We start from the raw sequence: 16,201 nt of genomic DNA on the forward strand, positions 1-16,201 counted from the left end.
CGCCGATTTGGTCGAGCACCCCGCGACCCGCGCAAACCGATCTCCTATCCAGATCGTGTCGCGGATGACCATAGCTCCCCAGGCCGGGCATCCGCGGCAAACCAGACGGACCGGCCCTGATGGGCCCCTTAACCAGCAGGGCCGGTCACTGTTCAGTTTGCACCATCGAAAGGACCCCTCCCCATGTTTGCCCCCGCAACCGCATCGATTTTCACTCGCACCCTGGCCGCCGCTGGCGCTGCTGCCGTTCTGTTTTCCGCCTCTGTCCAGGCCAGCCCGGTCAAGACCGTCGAAACCGCCAACGGCCGCATCGTGCGCAGCGTCGAAGTGCCGTTCGTCGACCTGGACCTGGCCAGCGCTGAAGGCGTCGCCGCACTCGAATCGCGTCTCAAGGTCGCATCGCAGCAGGTCTGCGGCGTCACCGAGCGCGTCCCGCTGCAGCAGCAGATGGACCACCAGGCCTGCATCGCCGATACCATGGCAAGCTCGAAGCGCGCGATCGTGACGCTCGTCGCCCGCGCCGAGGCCGGTGACCGCTTCAAGGCCGGCGAACGCATCGCCGTCGGCAGCTGATTTTCACCCGTTTACCACCCTTGGTAAAAGTCGAGACTGGACCGGTGGCCCCCAAGCCACCGGTCTTTTTTTCGTTGCGAACGATCAGTCGTAATGCACCATGCCTGGTGCGGTGAGCGCGATCCAGCGGTGCTTGCGCTGTTCGTACACCGAATATTCGGGCGCGGGAAACAGTGGGTCGGCAAAGGTTCCGACCGGTACAGCGATCAGGCCGGGCAGCGAATCGGCGCGATACGCCACGGTCGTCCCGCAATCCGCGCAGAAGGTGAACGTTGCAGCGGAGCCACTTTCGCCCTGCTTGGTCCACCATGCGGTTCTTCCCGTGATCGCAACACGCTCCTGCGGCCAGCGCGCCTGGAACGCAAAGGCGCTTCCGCTCCGCCGCTGGCAGTTGAGGCAGTGGCATATCGATACGCGTTGCGGATCGCCCTGGCATTCCACCGAGACCTGACCGCACGCACATCGCGCTTCCCGAATGGTCATCCACTCCTCCTCCTGAGCCTGTCGCCAAGCGCCGAGGCTGCACGTCCGGCAGGCAAAAGTCGAGGCGGACGCACGAATGCGCCCGCCTCAGTCCTTCGCGACCCAAAGGACTAGCTCTCAATATCCGATCAGGGGCCTGCAGCGCTCGCTACAGGCCGTGCCGATCAGCGATAGAAGACGTGATTGTCGACAGCGGCGAGGCGCTGCATGCGCCAGCCGGGGGAGACGTGACGCGCATGGAAGAACAGCGCGCCTTCGACCGGGCTTTCCCAGGCGTCCTTCATCGCGATCTGCGCGATGGCGACAGCCTCGGCCCAGTCACGGCTGGCGGTGGGGATGGCAGGCATCCGGCCGCCGCGCACGAACGAGAACTGGCTGGGCTGATAGACCACGCCGCACAGGCTGCTGGCAAAGCGGCCCGAATCGCGCCGCGCGATCACCACCTTGGCGACCGCAAGCTGGCCGTTGAGCGTTTCGCCCTTCGATTCGAAGTACACCGCGCCTGCCAGGCAGCGTGTTTCCTCGTCGGTATCTGCGGGAAGATCGTGCATCGCCACAAGCTGCGTCAGGCTTTCGGCCCTGAGCGGCGGCTGGGCGGACTGGGTGTCGATCTGCTGGGGGGCGGTTTCAGCATCTGCGATGGTTTCGACAGCGGCATCGGATGCACCGGAAACGGTTTCATCGCTGGTCTGGGCTGGAACCGGCTGGATCATGTCGGCGATCAGCGGCGATGCAAAGGCGGCTGAAGCGTCGGTAAAGGTCAGGGTGGCGATCGAGTAGATGGCCACGGCAGCCATGCTGGCGGCCTTGAGAATGGTACTCATCAAAGTCTTTGACTGTGCGGTGAGTCACCTTGATCAGGGCAACATGCTGGCAGATCTGCATCTGCCGGCCGGTCCCGATGGGCTTCCCCCCGTCTGCGTGCTTGCCGTCAGAATTTCCGTCCGTGGATTTTCGGTTGGAACCTGTCAGCCGCCTGCGCGTTTCTGGTGGACGCGCCCTTCTGTCAGCTGGGCTGACGAGTCAACCAAGCTGACCCAATATCGCGTCGAACTGTGCGCGGTTGGCGACATCCAGTTCAATCACCCATATATCGGGGTCTCTGGACCTGCGACGTGCCAGATATTCGGTCAGTGTGCCCTTGGCAGCGATGGTGTCCTCATCCTCGCTCCAGATTTCCTGCCAGGCGATGCCGCTGTCCAGCGCCGATATGCCTTCCAGCACGCCGTTATCGCCGCCGCGCACCGTGCGCACGATCAGGATCGCACCCGCGACTGGATCACCCCTGGAGAGCAGGGTCGCAAAGCCGCCCGCGGCCTGGGTCAGGCGTTTGAGCGCCTCTATGCGGATATGCGCGGCCAGCCGCGCCTCTATCATGCCGAAGCGTCCGGTGACGATGTCTGCTGCGGCAGGCTGTAGCCCTCAAGCCCCGACAGGCCGATGTGCGAGCGCATGAAGGTGCCGGTGCCGCGCGCGATTTCCTCGCCATGGCTGTCAACCAGCCGGGCTTCACCCACGAACACCCGCCTTTTGCCGCTGACCCAGTGCCCCTCGGCATGGACCGGGCCTGCGCGCACCGGCGCGGTGAAGTGCAGGTTGAAGGCAGTGGTGAGCAGGAAGCGGTCGGTGACCAGCGCGTTGCACGCATAAAAGGCCGCATCGTCGAGCATCTTGAAATAGAGCGTGCCGTGCGCAGCGCTGGCGGCGTGGAAATGCTCGGGCGTCACGTCGAAGTCGATCCGCGCGCGACCCTGGCCGGTAATGCTCAGCCGGGAAGGGAACAACCGGTTGATCGCCGCGGCCGCATAAAGCCGCTCGAGCGCGCGATAATGCGCCTCGGCCCCGGTCCCGGGCGCCGCTTCAGGCAGCGTCACGGTCCAGCTCGGCGGTCACCAATGCGAAGATGGCGTCCGGATCGTCGGCGCCCTTGATCTTGGCGAGCGTCTTTTCATCGCGGGTCAGCCGCGAGATATGCGCCAGCGCCTGTAGATGCATTGCGCCGGTGGCGATGGGCGAAATAAGCGCGATCACCAGATCGACGGGCAGATTGTCGATCGATCCGAAATCAATCGGCTTGCCCAGCCGCAGCAGCACCGCGACCGAATGATCGAGCCCCTCGATCTTGCCATGCGGGATCGCGACGCGGCGCCCGAAGCCGGTGGAGCCCAATTGCTCGCGCTCGAGCAGGCACGAGAGCACCTTGTCGGTGTCCAGACCATAGCAATGGCCGAACTGTTCCGCCGCCAGTTCCAGCGCCTGCTGCTTGTCGGCGACGCGCGCAGAGATGAGCACCGCCTGCTTGTCGAGTTCGAACCACGCCATGATATTCAAGTTTCTCGATTCTGGCATGCGGCCCCGATCGTTGTCGAGGCCGCCACGCATGAATGTCCATCAGGTCCAGCGTCGTTCCCGCCGGGGAGGTTCTGACCTCATCCCGCCAACGCATATCTGGGGCGCCCATGCACCAGATTGCCGCAAAAACCAAGCGGCTCAGTGCATGGGCGCACAGCTATTCGCTTATTTCTGCGGTTCGACCCAACCGATCGAGCCATCGACGCGGCGATAGACCATGTTGTGGCGCCCGGTCCCGGCGTTCTTGAAGAACAGAGCATTGGTGTTGCGCAGGTCGAGCATCATCACCGCATCGGAGACGGTGGCCTCGGGCACATCGACCCGGGTTTCGGCGATCACCACCGGGAAATCGACGACCTCTTCCTCCTCGCTGCCGGTATCGAACACGGTATAGGCAGCCTCTTCCTCGGCCAGCGCGTGCTGGACCTGCTCCTGGCGGCCCTTGAGGCGGCCCATATAGCGGCGAAGCTGCTTGTCGATCTTTTCGGCGGCGCCATCAAAGGCGACATGCGCGTCGTGCGCGGTGCCCTGGCCCTTGAGGATCAGGCCCTGCATGACATGGGTGACGATATCGCACTGGAACTGGTCGTGAGGCCCTCGCCCGAAGGTGACCTGGCTGGATATCGCCTTGGAAAAATACTTCTCGACAATCGCATTGAGCCGGTCGGAAACATGCACCTTGAGTGCCTCGCCAGTATCGACCTGATGACCTGAAATACGAATGTCCATGATGTTCTCCATTTTTATGGCCAGCCACAGGTTCACAACCGCAGCGGGCCGGACAGATACGCTTCTGCGCAATCGCAGAAGGGGATTATGGAACCGGCTTGAGACCTCCTTTCGTGAAGGGATGTGCGTTCAACGCTTGGACAGCCACAAGGGCTGCTTGATCTTGGCGAGAAACTCCTGATGCACCGCCAGCTCCTCGGCGCTGGCGGCAAACTGGCGCGGCAGGCGGTGCGGACGCTGGACCGCCGGGATCAGCCGCGGCCGTGCCGGAATGCCCGAACTGTCGGCATCGCTGTCGTCGGCCAGCCCCAGCCCGATCTGCCGCCCGCCGGTAAGCTCGATATAGACCTGCGCAAGCAATTCGGCATCGAGCAGCGCGCCGTGCAGCACGCGGTGGCTGCGATCGACCCCGAAGCGCTTGCACAGGGCATCGAGGCTGGCGGGTGATCCGGGGAACTTGGACCGCGCCATCACCACGGTATCGACGACCCGCGCCATGGGAATCGGCGGCAGCTCGATCCGCGCCAGCTCGGCATTGACGAAGCGCATGTCGAACCCGGCATTGTGCGCGACCAGCTGCGCATCGCCAAGGAACTCGAGCAGTTCGCCTGCGCGCTCGTGAAACAGCGGCTTGTCCGCCAGAAACGCGTCCGAGTGCCCGTGCACGCGCTCGGCCTCGGGCGGCATCGGCATCTGGGGGTTGAAAAAGGCGTGGAAGGTGCGGCCCGTGGCCATCCGCCCGACCATCTCGATGCACCCGATTTCCACCATCCTGTGTCCTTCGTCGGGGGACAGGCCGGTGGTTTCGGTATCGAAAATGATCTCTCTCATTTCAGTCATTATTGGCCTGATTTGATCAGCGCGCAAGAGACGACCGCAAATTCCCCAGCAGCTTTCGCACAGCCTGCCGCGTCGCCAATTTGGTCCCCCCGGTGGGGATGATCCAGTCGGCATGACAACGCTTGTGATGATCGGCCATCTGCAGGTGGCGGATGTGCCGCAACCGCGCCGCGGTCATGCCTGCACGCGCCATCACCCGCTTGCGCTGCTGCCACAGCGAGGCGGACACGACGATGATGCCGTCGACATTCTGCGTGCCACCTTTCTCGAACAGCAAGGGGATATCGAACACGATGATCCGCCGCGCGCGGTTGGCGCGGACAAAGGCGGCGCGCGAGCGTCCGACCGCGGGGTGGACGATGTGCTCAAGCGTCTTGAGCGCGCCTGCATTACCGAACACCGCCGCGCCCAGCTTGGCGCGATCGACCCCGCGCGGCCCGGTGGTGCCGGGAAACGCCGCCTCGATCGCCGGCAGCAGCGCGCCGCCCGGGCCCTGCAGCACATGCACCTCGGCATCGGCATCGAACACCGGCACCCCCTCGGCGCGGAGCATCTTGGCCACCGCGGACTTTCCCATGCCGATCGATCCGGTCAGCCCCAGCACCAGGGGGCGGTGACGGTGGTGCGGAGGCAGCCGCTTGACATGGGTGGTCATGCGATCAGCAGCGCGCGCAGTTCGTCGTCGTGACCACGCGGCGGGGCGACATCGAAGAAGATCTCGAACGCGAGCGCAGCCTGACCGATCAGCATTTCCAGCCCGTCGACGGTGTCGAGCCCCAAATTGCGCGCCTGCTTGAGCAAGGCGGTCTCGAGCGGGGCGTAGACGATGTCATAGACCACCGCGCCTTCAGGTAGCGGTGACAGATCGACGTTGAGCGGGTCGAAGCCCTTCATGCCGAGCGGACTGGTGTTGACCAGCAGGGCGACCTCGCCCAGCGAATCCTCCATACCGCGCACCTGGCCCTTGAGCCCGAAACTGGCGAGCAGTCCCATGGCCTTGAGCGCATTGCGCGCATGGATCGTCACGCTGGCGACATCCATCCGCGACAGCGCGAACAGCACCGCGCGCGCAGCACCGCCTGCACCGATGACCGCGACATTCGCGCCTGTAAAATCGCTTTGCCCCAGCGGCGCATAAAAGCCCCCGGCATCGGTGTTGGTGCCGAACAGCGCTCCGGTGGCATTGCGCGCAATGGTGTTCATCGCGCCGATGCTGGTGCGCACGTCGCCCGGATCGGCGACATGCTCCATCACCGAAAGCTTGTGCGGGATGGTGACATTGCACCCGCGCCACAAGGGATCGTCGCGGCGGCTGTCGACATAGGCGCCAAGCGCATCGGGGGTGACATGCGCGGTGCGATAATCCGCGTCCATCCCCAGTTGCTTGAGCCAGAAGCCATGGATCAGCGGCGATTTGCTGTGCGCGATCGGGTCGCCGATCACCTCCGCATAGGGACGGGCGGCATGGGGTTTTTCCACAGGGTTCACGCTGCGATCAGCTCGGCATCAGTTCGCGCTCGCGCAGGAAGCCGAGCAGCGGCAGCAGTGGCATGCCCAGGACAGCGAAATGATTGCCTTCGATATGGCTAAAAAGCTGGGCGCCTGCGCCTTCGATCTCGTAACATCCCACCGTGTATCCAATGGATTCCCAGTGCTTATCCACATAGTCGCGCACAAAGGCGCTGCCCAGGGGACGCACGTGCATCACGGCTTTTTCCACATGCCTCCAGATCGGGCGGCCGCCCTCGACGATGACGGCGGCGCTCCACAATTTGTGCGCCTTGCCCGACAATGTCTCGAGCTGGCGGATCGCGTCTTCGGGGGTCTGAGGCTTGGACAGCATCTCGCCGGTCGAGGTTTCGAGGATCTGGTCCGATCCCAGCACCATCGCTTCGGGGCGCTTGGTGCCCACGCGCATCGCCTTGGCTTCGGCGAGCGCATCGGCGATATCACGTGGGCTTGTGCCCTCGGCGTGCAGCGAGGCGCGGATCGCCGATTCATCGATGTGCGCGGCAACAACGGTGAACGGGACGTCGGCCTTGTCCAGCATGGTCCGGCGTGATGCACTCTGCGATGCGAGTATCAGCATGTCTTTTCGTCCTTACACTTCATCTGCCGCCAGCCCCGCCTGGCGACGGCTTTCGCGCGCCGCCTCGCGCTCGTTGAACAGGTTGATGATCGCTGCGGCCGATTCCTCGATCGACCTGCGGGTCACATCGATGACCGGCCAACCATTATCCGCAAACATCCGCCGCGCAAAGGCCAGCTCTGCCTTCACCTTGTCATCGTTGACATAGTCGGTTTCGGGGGCCTGGTTCAAGGACAACAGCCGGTTGCGCCGCACCGCGATCAACCGTTCGGGATTGGTGGTCAGCCCGACGACCAAAGGGCGGTTGAGCGAAAACAGCGCTGAAGGCGGCGGGGATTCGACCACGATCGGGATATTGGCGGTCTTGTAGCCGCGATTGGCCAGATAGATCGAGGTCGGCGTCTTGGACGAGCGCGACACCCCGGCGAGCACGATATCGGCCGCCTCCCAGTTTTCCCAGTTCTGCCCGTCATCGTGCGCGATGGTGAACTGGATCGCCTCGACGCGCGCGAAATACGCCGCATCGAGCACATGCTGGCGACCCGGGCGCGCCTTGGCCGCCTGACCCAGCAGGTTGGACAGCGCATCGCTGACCGCATCGAGCGCGGGGACCATCGGCAGCCCCAGCACGCGGCAGCGGCGTTCTAGCTTGGCGCGGATATCGGGATTGACCAGAGTGAACAGCACCAACCCCGGGTTGGCCGCGACCTCGTCCAGAATCCGGTCGAGATGCGTTTCGGAGCGGACCATCGGCCAGAAGTGCTTGATGATCTCGACCGCATCGAACTGCGCCAAGGCGGCCTTGGCGATGTTTTCCAGCGTCTCCCCGGTGGAATCCGACAGCAGATGGAGGTGGAAGCGGCTCATGGCGATGGTCTGTGGGTTGTAGGGGGATAAATCAAGGCATGATCTTGTGGGCAAAACCGGGGACGAAAACGCTCCCCCCTGCCCGTCATTCCGTCCGCATGCTTGTCCACAGCTGACAAGGTTATCGACAGGCTGTTGAAAGCCGGGATAAAATTTCCGACTCGTGGCGGCCATGCGATTTGCCGACTGTCAATCTGTCGATACATGAGGCAAGAAAGCGTCATGCCGGTTATCAAGCGGCCTTCTTCAACAGATTCCTAATTAAAGGATATAAGATAAAGTATGGGCGGGGACACAGTTCAGACCGCAGTGCGCACAGCGCCGCTGCTAGAATGCTTGGCAGGTAAGGTTCACGAGACGCCGCCGATGTGGATGATGCGTCAGGCCGGGCGCTATCTGCCGGAGTATCGCGCTCTCAGGGCGGAAAAGGGCGGTTTTCTCGAGCTCGTCTATGACAGCCCGTCCGCTGCCGAGATCACGCTGCAGCCGCTGCGCCGCTTCGATCTTGATGCCGCGATCCTGTTTTCCGATATCCTGATCGTTCCTTACGCGATGGGCCAGAACCTGCAGTTCCTGGTCGGCGAAGGTCCGCACCTCTCCCCGACCTTGGTCGATCATGCGCTGGAGAGCCTTGTGCCGGCCTATGAGCGGCTCGATGCGATCTACGAGACCGTGCGCCTGGTCAAAGCCGAGCTTGCGCCTGAGAAGGCCTTTCTGGGCTTTGCAGGGTCTGCCTGGACAGTCGCGACCTACATGGTCAACGGTGAGGGCAGCAAGGACCAGCACGCCACCCGGGCCTATGCCTACAGGGATCCTCAAGGCTTCCAGGTGCTCATCGACGCGATCGTCGATCTGACGATCACCTATCTCATCGGCCAGATCGATGCCGGGGTCGACGCGGTGCAGATCTTCGACAGCTGGTCGGGCTCGCTTGCGCCCTCGCAGTTCGAACGCTGGGTCATCGCGCCCAATGCCCGGATTGCAGCGGCGATCCACGAAGCGCGCCCGGGTGTTCCGGTGATCGGTTTTCCCAAGGGCGCTGGCGAAAAGCTTGCCGCTTATGCGCGCGAGACCGGTGTCGATGCGCTGGGGCTCGACGAGACGATCGATCCGGTCTGGGCCGCGGCCAACATTCCGGCGCATCTGCCGGTGCAGGGCAATCTCGATCCGCTGGCGCTGCTGGCGGGCGGCGAGCAGATGGAAAGCGCGGTCAGGCACATCATCCGCACCTTCGAGGGACGGCCGCACATTTTCAACCTGGGCCATGGCATATTGCAGCAGACGCCCATTGAACATGTTCACGCACTGCTTACACTGGTGAAGCAGGGCGCATAATCGCGCTGCCTAACGAGCTGGCGGGTTTTCCTGCCCGCGCACATGGCATGGCATCATGAATGAGCTCCTCCTGACAACGGATTACGTCTTAGCAATGCTCTATCTCTGGCTGAAAGCGGCGCACCTCATCTTCGTCATCTTCTGGATGGCGGGCCTGTTCATGCTGCCGCGCTTCCTGGTCTATCATCAGGAGGCTGAGCACGGATCGCCCGAGGCCACCCGCTGGATCGACCGCGAAGCCAAGCTCAAGAACATCATCCTCAACCCCTCGCTGATCATCGTGTGGTTGCTGGGGCTGGTGCTCGCGGTGCAGATCGGCGCGTTTTCGCAAGGCTGGTTTCACGCCAAACTGCTCTTCGTGCTGGTGCTCAGCGGCTATCACGGCTGGATGATCGGCTATGCCAGGAAGCTGGCCAAGGGCGAACGCAAACTGACCGGCAAGCAATTGCGGCTGATCAACGAAGTGCCGGGGATCGCCGCAGCGGTGATCGTGATTTTGGTGATCGTGAAGCCTTTCTGACCTCTTTCTCCCCTCCCGCTTGCGGGAGGGGCAGGCCCGGTTTTCCGGGCCGGGGTGGGCCTGGAGGTCACCACGGTACAGGCCCAACCCGGCTTCGGCTGCGCCTCTGCCACCCCTCCCGCAAGCGGTAGGGGAGAAGTTACCCCCCCCCTCGCCCCGTCGCAGGCCCGATTGACTTTGCGCAGGGCCGCGCCTAGATCGGTCGCCGTCCCGTCCGGGACCGTCGACGACCCTTATCCACCAGTGACCGGATTACCGGCTGGGCGTCCCACAGATTTTCCCATGACTGCCGTCTGATTTTTTGCGGCACCTTTTCTTCACGGACGATTGCACCTCATGCATCTTAAAGAACTCAAGCAGAAAACCCCCGCTGAACTCGTCACCATGGCAGAGGAGCTGGGCGTCGAAAGCGCATCGACGCTCCGCCGCCAGGACCTGATGTTCGCGATCCTCAAGGAACTGGCCGATGATGGCGAGCTTATCATGGGCCTGGGCACCATCGAAGTGCTGTCCGACGGGTTCGGCTTCCTGCGCAGCCCCGAGGCGAACTATCTCGCCGGGCCCGACGACATCTACGTCTCCCCCAACCAGGTGCGCCGCTTCGGCCTGCGTACCGGTGACACGGTCGAAGGCGAAATCCGCGCACCCCGCGATGGCGAGCGCTACTTCGCCCTCACCAAGCTGACCGCGGTCAACTTCGACGATCCCGATGTCGTGCGTCACCGCGTCAACTTCGACAACCTGACCCCGCTTTATCCCGATGAAAAGCTGCGGCTCGACACGCTCGACCCGACCGTCAAGGACAAGTCGGCGCGCGTCATCGACATCGTCTCGCCGCAGGGCAAGGGCCAGCGCGCCTTGATCGTCGCGCCACCACGTGTCGGTAAGACCGTGCTGCTGCAGAACATTGCCAAGGCGATCACCGACAACCACCCCGAAGTCTTCCTCATCGTGCTGCTGATCGACGAGCGCCCCGAGGAAGTCACCGACATGCAGCGCAGCGTGAAGGGCGAGGTCATTTCCTCGACCTTCGACGAGCCTGCGCAGCGCCACGTCCAGGTCGCGGAAATGGTGATCGAAAAGGCCAAGCGTCTGGTCGAGCACAAGAAGGATGTCGTCATCCTGCTCGATTCGATCACCCGTCTGGGCCGTGCCTACAACACCGTCGTCCCGTCATCGGGCAAGGTGCTGACCGGTGGTGTCGATGCCAACGCGCTGCAGCGCCCCAAGCGCTTCTTCGGTGCTGCGCGCAACATCGAGGAGGGCGGATCGCTCTCGATCATCGCTACCGCGCTGATCGATACCGGCAGCCGCATGGACGAGGTCATCTTCGAAGAGTTCAAGGGCACCGGAAATTCGGAAATCGTTCTGGATCGCAAGGTCGCCGACAAGCGTATCTTCCCCGCGCTGGATGTCGGAAAGTCCGGCACCCGCAAGGAAGAGCTGCTGGTGGAAAAGGATATCCTGTCGAAGATGTGGGTGCTTCGCCGCATCCTCATGCAGATGGGCACCATCGATGCGATGGAGTTCCTGCTCGACAAGATGAAGGATTCGAAGACCAACGAAGACTTCTTCGATTCGATGAATCAGTGATCTTCCAAGAGACCCTGTTTAAGGCCTGCGACCTGCCATGATGGAACTTTGGAATCATATCGTAGCCGATTTCTCGAATATCGGCTCCCCCGCTGCGCTGGCCGCTTTTGGCCAGGTGCTCATGATTGACATCCTGCTCGCCGGCGACAATGCGATTGTCGTCGGTGCGCTCGCGGCGGGCCTGCCTGCCGACCAGCGGCGCAAGGTGATCCTGATCGGGATCATCGCCGCTCTCGTGCTGCGTATCGCCTTTGCGCTTGTCGTCACCCAGCTGATGCAGGTGGTCGGGCTGATCTTTGCAGGCGGCCTGCTGCTGCTTTGGGTATCGTGGAAAATGTACCGCGAGCTCCAGCCCGCGGGCAGCTCGCCCGGTTCGCCCGAAATCGAAGGTGACGAATCCAGCGGTGTCCGCCCGGCTAAGAGCTTTGCCGCGGCCGCTTGGGCCGTTGCGGTCGCCGATGTCAGCATGAGCCTCGACAACGTGCTCGCGGTGGCCGGCGCTGCGCGCGACCATCCCGGAATCCTGATCGTCGGGCTGATCCTCTCGGTCGCGCTGATGGGCATCGCTGCCAACTTCATCGCCAAATATATCGAGCGCTATCGCTGGATCGCCTATTTCGGCCTTGTCGTGATCCTCTATGTCGCCGGCAAGATGATCTATGATGGCTTTGTCGATCCCAGCGTCGGCATCACCACGCTGTTCTAGACGCCTGTTCCCGGCCATGGCTCGCAACACGCCTACCGGCTGTGCTAACAGCGGGCATGGCCGGGATGACATCGCTCCATGACTGACGCAGCCACAGATCTGCGGCGGCACCTCGGCATGCTGCTGGGGCAGGGTCGCGCGGCAGACGCAGTGGCGCTGCTCACCACCCGGTCGCAGGCGGGCGACGCTGCAGCACAATACGAGCTCGGGCTTTGGCGGCTCTATGGCCAGTGCGTCGAACGCGATCCATCAGCGGCGCTCGACCTGTTCCGCGATGCTGCCGCGCAACACCATCCAGAGGCAGTCGCCGCTGAGATCGCGCTGCTCGGCAATGGCATGGCAGGAACCGTCGATCCCTTAGCAGCGCAGGCGCGCGTCGCTGCGCTGGCAGCATCCGATCCCTTTTATCGCCACCAGCAGGATTTGCTGGAGCAGATAGCAGCCGCGCCGCTGCCGCCCGCTGAGGTGTTGAGCGTCGACCCCGATATCCGGTTCTACTCAGATTTCCTGCCACCAGCGTTGTGCGATCATGTGATGGAGGCGGCTCGCGCGCGGCTCGCGCCCAGTTTCGTCATCGATCCGGTGTCGCGCCAGCGCGTGCCGCACCCGGTTCGCACCTCGCACGGCGCCAATTTCGGGCCGGTGGATGAGGATTGCATAATCAATGCGATCAACCGGCGGATCGCGGCCGTTACTGGCACCGACTGGCGCGCGGGCGAGATGCTGCATGTCCTGCGCTATACCCCCGGCCAGCAATACCGGCTGCACCATGATGGCCTGCCGAATGTCAGCAACCAGCGGCAGTGGACCGCCATCGTCTATCTCAACCACGGGTTTGACGGAGGTGCGACCGACTTTCCGCTGCTCGGGCTGGATGTCGCGCCCCGGCGCGGCGGGTTGCTGGTCTTTGCCAACACGCATGGCGATGGCGCCATCGATCCGCGCACCCGGCACGAGGGCAAACCCGTCGACACCGGCGAGAAATGGGTCGCAACCCGCTGGATCCGCACCCGGCCATGGTCTCCCTGGGACGAAGCGCCCGCGCGCTGAGGCACGGCTGCCGAAACATTTGTTGGTTTGGAAGGCGCAAATCCTGATAGTCTGTTGAAAAAGACCGATGAGCGATGGAGGCGAGGGTGATGATGCGGATTTGGCTGGCGGGAATCGCGGTGGTTGCGCTTTTGCCCTCGATGGCATCGGCGAAGGAGCGCGCGCAGATCGCCGCGTCCGCGGAGATATCCGACAAGGTGACGCTGTTCGAGCTGCCCAAGGGGTCGCGCCCGCATGACGTCGCGCCCGCGCCTGACGGCAAGATCTGGTACACCGCGCAGCGCCAGGGTGCGCTGGGCATTCTCGATCCGGTCTCCGGCCAGGTGGTGCAGGTCCCGCTGGGCCCCGAATCCGCGCCGCATGGCGTGATTCAGGGGCCAGACGGGATGGCGTGGATCACCGATGGCGGGCAGAACGCGATCGTCCGCTACAACCCCGCCAACGGCAAGATCGACGTGTGGAAGCTGCCAGCCGATACCGGCTACACCAACCTCAACACCGGCGCGTTTGACGGCAAGGGCGTGCACTGGTTCACTGGGCAGAACGGCATTTATGGCAGGGTCAATGCGGCGTCGGGCAAGGTCGAGGTCTGGAAGGATCCCAAGGGCCGCGGCCCCTATGGCATCGCCACCGCGCCCGACGGCACCGTCTGGTACGTCTCGCTGGCCGGCAGCCACCTCGCCAGGATCGACAGCGCCAGCGGCGAGATCAGCGTCATCGAACCGCCGACGCCTGGCGCGGGGCTGCGCCGAGTGTGGGCGGACAGCAAGGGCGATCTGTGGATCACCGGCTGGAACAGCGGCGAACTCTACCGCTATCGTCCCTCGACCAGGAGCTGGAAGACGTGGAAGCTGCCCGGCGCCAAGCCCCAGGCCTATGCGGTCTATGTCGACGAGCGCGATCATGTCTGGGTCAGCGATTTCGGCGACAATTCCACCCGCGTGTTCGACCCGCGCAGCGAGACGTTCACCGCGCGCTATCCGGGCAGCGGCGAGGGGGCCAATGTCCGCCAGATCCTGGGCCGCAAGGGCGAGGTGATGCTGCCCGAATCGGGTACCGAGCGGATGATGGTGGTGCGGACCGAGGGCAAGTGATCCGCTGGCTGGGCGCATTCGCGCTGCTGGTACCCGGCATCGCCTGGGCCCAGACGACCAACCAGATCGGTGAACGCGCCTTCCATCGCTGCTACAGCTGCCATTCGGTGGTGAAGGGCGAGACGGGGCTGAGCGGCCCCAATCTCGCCGGTCTGCCTGTGCGCGCGATCGCCTCGGACCCTGATTTCAAATATTCCAAAGCTTTCAGTAAGTTCGCTCAATCCAACCGTCGGTGGACACCCGTGCTTCTGGAGCGATTTCTGGCCGATCCGCAAAAGCTGGTGCCGGGGAATGATATGGGATTCTTCGGACTGAAGAAGGCCGATGAACGCTCCGCGATAGTCACTTATCTGATGGAGATAAGGTAACCCAACTGGTTATCCTCAACGTCACCCCCGCGAAGGCGGGGGTCCCGCTTACGCGCATGCGTCGTGCCAAGACGGAATTCCCGCACTCGCGGGAATGACGGTAAACAGGATAACACTAGCCCGCCTTCGCCAACATCTCGCCCATTTTCTCCCAGACCTTGTTCATCGCCTTCATCGGGCGAACCATGACCTTGAAGTCCTCGATTTGCCCGGTGTCGTTCCAGCGGATGATGTCGACGCCGTTGACCTGGATTCCGTCGAGCTCGAGCGCGAATTCGAGCATCGCGCTGTCGCCGTCGACGATCTCGCGGACATAATGGAAGCTGTCATTGCCCAGCACATGCGCGGCAGCGTGGAGGTACGCGAACACCTTGGCCTTGCCCTCCTGCGGCGTGTGAACCACTGGCGAGTGGAACACCGCGTGCTCTGCCAGCATGGCGTTCAGCTTTTCCGGGGTGGAGCCACCATGCATGTAGTCATGCCAGGCCGCGACCCCTGCCACCGCCGCGCTCATGCGAGATGCTCGGCAAAGAACGCCGCGGTGCGGCCATCGGCGAGCTGCGCGCCGGCTTCATCGCGGCGGTTGCCCATTTCGGCGGCGAAGCCGTGATCGAGCCCTTCATAGTCGTGCAGCGTGACGCGCGGGTGGCTGTCGAGCCCGGCGTGCACAGCCGCCTGCGCTTCGGGTCCCACCAAATGATCGGCGGTCGGAATGTGCAGCATCAGCGGGTTGGCGATGGCATGCGATTCATCGAGCATCTGGTCGATCATCACGCCGTAATAGCCGACGCTGGCGTCGATGTCGGTGCGGGCCGCGACCATATAGGCAAGCTTGCCGCCCAGGCAGTAGCCGACCGCGCCCACCTTGGCGACGCCGCCGAGCCCGCCGATCCCGGCCCGGATCGCGCGGATCGTCGCCTCGATGTCCTGAACGCCGTCATTGGGATCGTACTGGCCGAAATAGCCGAACGCCTCTTGCAACTCGGCTTCGACATCGGGGTCGAGCTCGAGGCCCGGCTTGATCCGCCAGAACAGATCGGGCGCGACCGCCAGATAGCCTTGTCCGGCCCAGCCATCGCATTTCTGACGGATGCCCGGATTGACGCCGAAGATCTCCTGAATCACGATGATGGCGGCCTTGGGGGTGCCTTCAGGCGCGGCGACATAGGCGCTGAACGTGCCTTCATGGTCGAAAGTCTGGATGTTGTGCGTCGAACCCATTTTGCTCTCCATCATCAATTCGTTTGCTTTGGCGGCCATTTATACCCACTTTGATCAGGCTGATAAGCGTGAAACTGGGGCTTGGGGGCCTTGCGCTGCTAGAAGGTTGATTGCCATGAAAGTGAATATCGAAGTCGATTGCTCCCCCGAAGAAATGCGTCGTTTCATGGGGCTGCCTGACGTGTCGGATGTCAACAAGACCTATGTCGATGGTGTCGTGAACGCGATGAAGGGCACCAGCAACGTCGACCAGCTGCAAACCATGGCAAAGAACATCGCGCCGATGGGCGAGATGGGTCTGCGCTTCTTCCAGCAGATCATGGAAGCCGCCGCAGCCGGTGCCAGCGGCAAGCCCAAAAGCGGTGGCTGACCGTCCCTTCT

General features: G+C 63.3%; 22 protein-coding genes. 9 read left to right on the plus strand and 13 right to left on the minus strand.

What is annotated here, in order from left to right:
• The first annotated feature begins 183 nt into the window (after positions 1–183).
• On the plus strand, positions 184–573 hold the full coding sequence (locus B5J99_RS06140; protein WP_054135159.1) for a UrcA family protein: 390 nt from the start codon (positions 184–186) through the stop codon (positions 571–573).
• An 84-nt stretch (positions 574–657) separates the two neighbouring features.
• On the opposite strand, the gene B5J99_RS06145 is transcribed toward B5J99_RS06140, so the two are convergent.
• The 11 genes from B5J99_RS06145 to B5J99_RS06195 form a co-directional block, all read right to left on the minus strand.
• Entirely contained in the window at positions 658–1,056 is a 399-nt protein-coding gene (locus tag B5J99_RS06145; RefSeq protein WP_117351888.1) for a GFA family protein, read from the minus strand.
• Between the two features lie 164 nt (positions 1,057–1,220).
• Positions 1,221–1,880, minus strand: a complete 660-nt coding sequence (locus B5J99_RS06150) for a cell wall hydrolase (RefSeq protein WP_117351889.1) — start codon at positions 1,878–1,880, stop codon at positions 1,221–1,223.
• Between the two features lie 199 nt (positions 1,881–2,079).
• On the minus strand, positions 2,080–2,433 hold the full coding sequence (locus B5J99_RS06155) for a DUF1491 family protein (RefSeq protein WP_117351890.1): 354 nt from the start codon (positions 2,431–2,433) through the stop codon (positions 2,080–2,082).
• Complete coding sequence (locus tag B5J99_RS06160; protein ID WP_054135163.1) at positions 2,430–2,930, minus strand: PaaI family thioesterase; 501 nt, start codon at positions 2,928–2,930, stop codon at positions 2,430–2,432. Before B5J99_RS06160 ends, B5J99_RS06155 begins: the two co-directional genes overlap by 4 nt.
• Positions 2,917–3,378: a PTS sugar transporter subunit IIA gene (locus tag B5J99_RS06165; RefSeq protein ID WP_082382314.1), complete on the minus strand. Its 462-nt coding sequence runs from the start codon at positions 3,376–3,378 to the stop codon at positions 2,917–2,919. The genes B5J99_RS06160 and B5J99_RS06165 overlap by 14 nt, the downstream gene beginning before the upstream one ends.
• Before the next feature lie 195 nt (positions 3,379–3,573).
• Positions 3,574–4,137, minus strand: coding sequence for a ribosome hibernation-promoting factor, HPF/YfiA family (hpf, locus tag B5J99_RS06170; RefSeq protein WP_054135196.1), 564 nt, complete (start codon positions 4,135–4,137; stop codon positions 3,574–3,576).
• Between the two features lie 129 nt (positions 4,138–4,266).
• Positions 4,267–4,968 carry a DNA polymerase III subunit epsilon gene (gene dnaQ / locus B5J99_RS06175; RefSeq protein ID WP_117351891.1) on the minus strand — a complete coding sequence of 234 codons (702 nt, stop codon included), beginning with the start codon at positions 4,966–4,968 and terminating at the stop codon, positions 4,267–4,269.
• Positions 4,969–4,993: 25 nt separating this feature from the next.
• Positions 4,994–5,632: a dephospho-CoA kinase gene (coaE, locus tag B5J99_RS06180; RefSeq protein WP_117351892.1), complete on the minus strand. Its 639-nt coding sequence runs from the start codon at positions 5,630–5,632 to the stop codon at positions 4,994–4,996.
• Positions 5,629–6,456, minus strand: a complete 828-nt coding sequence (gene aroE / locus B5J99_RS06185) for a shikimate dehydrogenase (RefSeq protein WP_117351893.1) — start codon at positions 6,454–6,456, stop codon at positions 5,629–5,631. The genes coaE and aroE overlap by 4 nt, the downstream gene beginning before the upstream one ends.
• Positions 6,457–6,472: 16 nt before the next feature.
• On the minus strand, positions 6,473–7,066 hold the full coding sequence (locus B5J99_RS06190) for a Maf family protein (protein WP_082382315.1): 594 nt from the start codon (positions 7,064–7,066) through the stop codon (positions 6,473–6,475).
• A 12-nt stretch (positions 7,067–7,078) separates the two neighbouring features.
• Positions 7,079–7,933: a pyruvate, water dikinase regulatory protein gene (locus B5J99_RS06195; protein ID WP_054135167.1), complete on the minus strand. Its 855-nt coding sequence runs from the start codon at positions 7,931–7,933 to the stop codon at positions 7,079–7,081.
• A 282-nt stretch (positions 7,934–8,215) separates the two neighbouring features.
• On the opposite strand from B5J99_RS06195, the gene hemE reads away from it, so the two are divergent.
• The 7 genes from hemE to B5J99_RS06230 all read left to right on the plus strand — a co-directional run bounded on the left by hemE (position 8,216) and on the right by B5J99_RS06230 (position 14,599).
• Complete coding sequence (gene hemE / locus B5J99_RS06200) at positions 8,216–9,268, plus strand: uroporphyrinogen decarboxylase (protein WP_117351894.1); 1,053 nt, start codon at positions 8,216–8,218, stop codon at positions 9,266–9,268.
• A 55-nt stretch (positions 9,269–9,323) separates the two neighbouring features.
• Positions 9,324–9,788, plus strand: coding sequence for a CopD family protein (locus tag B5J99_RS06205; protein WP_171900255.1), 465 nt, complete (start codon positions 9,324–9,326; stop codon positions 9,786–9,788).
• Positions 9,789–10,124: 336 nt separating this feature from the next.
• Complete coding sequence (gene rho, locus B5J99_RS06210) at positions 10,125–11,381, plus strand: transcription termination factor Rho (protein ID WP_054135170.1); 1,257 nt, start codon at positions 10,125–10,127, stop codon at positions 11,379–11,381.
• A 37-nt stretch (positions 11,382–11,418) separates the two neighbouring features.
• On the plus strand, positions 11,419–12,087 hold the full coding sequence (locus tag B5J99_RS06215) for a TerC family protein (protein ID WP_054135171.1): 669 nt from the start codon (positions 11,419–11,421) through the stop codon (positions 12,085–12,087).
• A 78-nt stretch (positions 12,088–12,165) separates the two neighbouring features.
• Positions 12,166–13,137: a prolyl hydroxylase family protein gene (locus B5J99_RS06220; RefSeq protein ID WP_117351895.1), complete on the plus strand. Its 972-nt coding sequence runs from the start codon at positions 12,166–12,168 to the stop codon at positions 13,135–13,137.
• A gap of 89 nt (positions 13,138–13,226) precedes the next feature.
• Positions 13,227–14,231 carry a Vgb family protein gene (locus tag B5J99_RS06225; protein WP_245991767.1) on the plus strand — a complete coding sequence of 335 codons (1,005 nt, stop codon included), beginning with the start codon at positions 13,227–13,229 and terminating at the stop codon, positions 14,229–14,231.
• On the plus strand, positions 14,228–14,599 hold the full coding sequence (locus B5J99_RS06230; RefSeq protein ID WP_117351896.1) for a c-type cytochrome: 372 nt from the start codon (positions 14,228–14,230) through the stop codon (positions 14,597–14,599). Before B5J99_RS06225 ends, B5J99_RS06230 begins: the two co-directional genes overlap by 4 nt.
• A 115-nt stretch (positions 14,600–14,714) precedes the next feature.
• On the opposite strand, the gene B5J99_RS06235 is transcribed toward B5J99_RS06230, so the two are convergent.
• The gene (locus tag B5J99_RS06235; RefSeq protein WP_117351897.1) at positions 14,715–15,113 is read right to left on the minus strand and encodes a nuclear transport factor 2 family protein; all 399 of its coding nucleotides are present in this window, start codon (positions 15,111–15,113) and stop codon (positions 14,715–14,717) included.
• Positions 15,110–15,832, minus strand: coding sequence for a dienelactone hydrolase family protein (locus tag B5J99_RS06240; RefSeq protein ID WP_425456482.1), 723 nt, complete (start codon positions 15,830–15,832; stop codon positions 15,110–15,112). Before B5J99_RS06240 ends, B5J99_RS06235 begins: the two co-directional genes overlap by 4 nt.
• A 103-nt stretch (positions 15,833–15,935) precedes the next feature.
• Here B5J99_RS06240 and B5J99_RS06245 point away from each other — a divergent pair, with 103 nt between their 5' ends.
• Positions 15,936–16,190 (plus strand): DUF6489 family protein, encoded by a 255-nt coding sequence (locus B5J99_RS06245; RefSeq protein WP_211337884.1) that lies wholly within the window; start codon positions 15,936–15,938, stop codon positions 16,188–16,190.
• Positions 16,191–16,201: the final 11 nt, after the last annotated feature.

The organism is Blastomonas fulva (genome assembly GCF_003431825.1).
Lineage (GTDB): Bacteria > Pseudomonadota > Alphaproteobacteria > Sphingomonadales > Sphingomonadaceae > Blastomonas > Blastomonas fulva.

Excerpts from the sequence above, each read along its gene's own strand:
- B5J99_RS06190 (WP_082382315.1), bottom strand. The coding sequence starts at position 7,066 with ATGCTGATACTCGCATCGCAGAGTGCATCACGCCGGACCATGCTGGAC.
- B5J99_RS06245 (WP_211337884.1), top strand. The coding sequence starts at position 15,936 with ATGAAAGTGAATATCGAAGTCGATTGCTCCCCCGAAGAAATGCGTCGT.
- B5J99_RS06205 (WP_171900255.1), top strand. The coding sequence starts at position 9,324 with ATGAATGAGCTCCTCCTGACAACGGATTACGTCTTAGCAATGCTCTAT.
- rho (WP_054135170.1), top strand. The coding sequence starts at position 10,125 with ATGCATCTTAAAGAACTCAAGCAGAAAACCCCCGCTGAACTCGTCACC.
- hpf (WP_054135196.1), bottom strand. The coding sequence starts at position 4,137 with ATGGACATTCGTATTTCAGGTCATCAGGTCGATACTGGCGAGGCACTC.
- B5J99_RS06215 (WP_054135171.1), top strand. The coding sequence starts at position 11,419 with ATGATGGAACTTTGGAATCATATCGTAGCCGATTTCTCGAATATCGGC.
- B5J99_RS06225 (WP_245991767.1), top strand. The coding sequence starts at position 13,227 with ATGATGCGGATTTGGCTGGCGGGAATCGCGGTGGTTGCGCTTTTGCCC.
- B5J99_RS06150 (WP_117351889.1), bottom strand. The coding sequence starts at position 1,880 with ATGAGTACCATTCTCAAGGCCGCCAGCATGGCTGCCGTGGCCATCTAC.
- B5J99_RS06145 (WP_117351888.1), bottom strand. The coding sequence starts at position 1,056 with ATGACCATTCGGGAAGCGCGATGTGCGTGCGGTCAGGTCTCGGTGGAA.
- B5J99_RS06165 (WP_082382314.1), bottom strand. The coding sequence starts at position 3,378 with ATGGCGTGGTTCGAACTCGACAAGCAGGCGGTGCTCATCTCTGCGCGC.
- B5J99_RS06155 (WP_117351890.1), bottom strand. The coding sequence starts at position 2,433 with ATGATAGAGGCGCGGCTGGCCGCGCATATCCGCATAGAGGCGCTCAAA.
- B5J99_RS06235 (WP_117351897.1), bottom strand. The coding sequence starts at position 15,113 with ATGAGCGCGGCGGTGGCAGGGGTCGCGGCCTGGCATGACTACATGCAT.
- B5J99_RS06220 (WP_117351895.1), top strand. The coding sequence starts at position 12,166 with ATGACTGACGCAGCCACAGATCTGCGGCGGCACCTCGGCATGCTGCTG.
- B5J99_RS06140 (WP_054135159.1), top strand. The coding sequence starts at position 184 with ATGTTTGCCCCCGCAACCGCATCGATTTTCACTCGCACCCTGGCCGCC.
- dnaQ (WP_117351891.1), bottom strand. The coding sequence starts at position 4,968 with ATGAGAGAGATCATTTTCGATACCGAAACCACCGGCCTGTCCCCCGAC.
- B5J99_RS06195 (WP_054135167.1), bottom strand. The coding sequence starts at position 7,933 with ATGAGCCGCTTCCACCTCCATCTGCTGTCGGATTCCACCGGGGAGACG.
- hemE (WP_117351894.1), top strand. The coding sequence starts at position 8,216 with ATGGGCGGGGACACAGTTCAGACCGCAGTGCGCACAGCGCCGCTGCTA.
- coaE (WP_117351892.1), bottom strand. The coding sequence starts at position 5,632 with ATGACCACCCATGTCAAGCGGCTGCCTCCGCACCACCGTCACCGCCCC.
- B5J99_RS06240 (WP_425456482.1), bottom strand. The coding sequence starts at position 15,832 with ATGGAGAGCAAAATGGGTTCGACGCACAACATCCAGACTTTCGACCAT.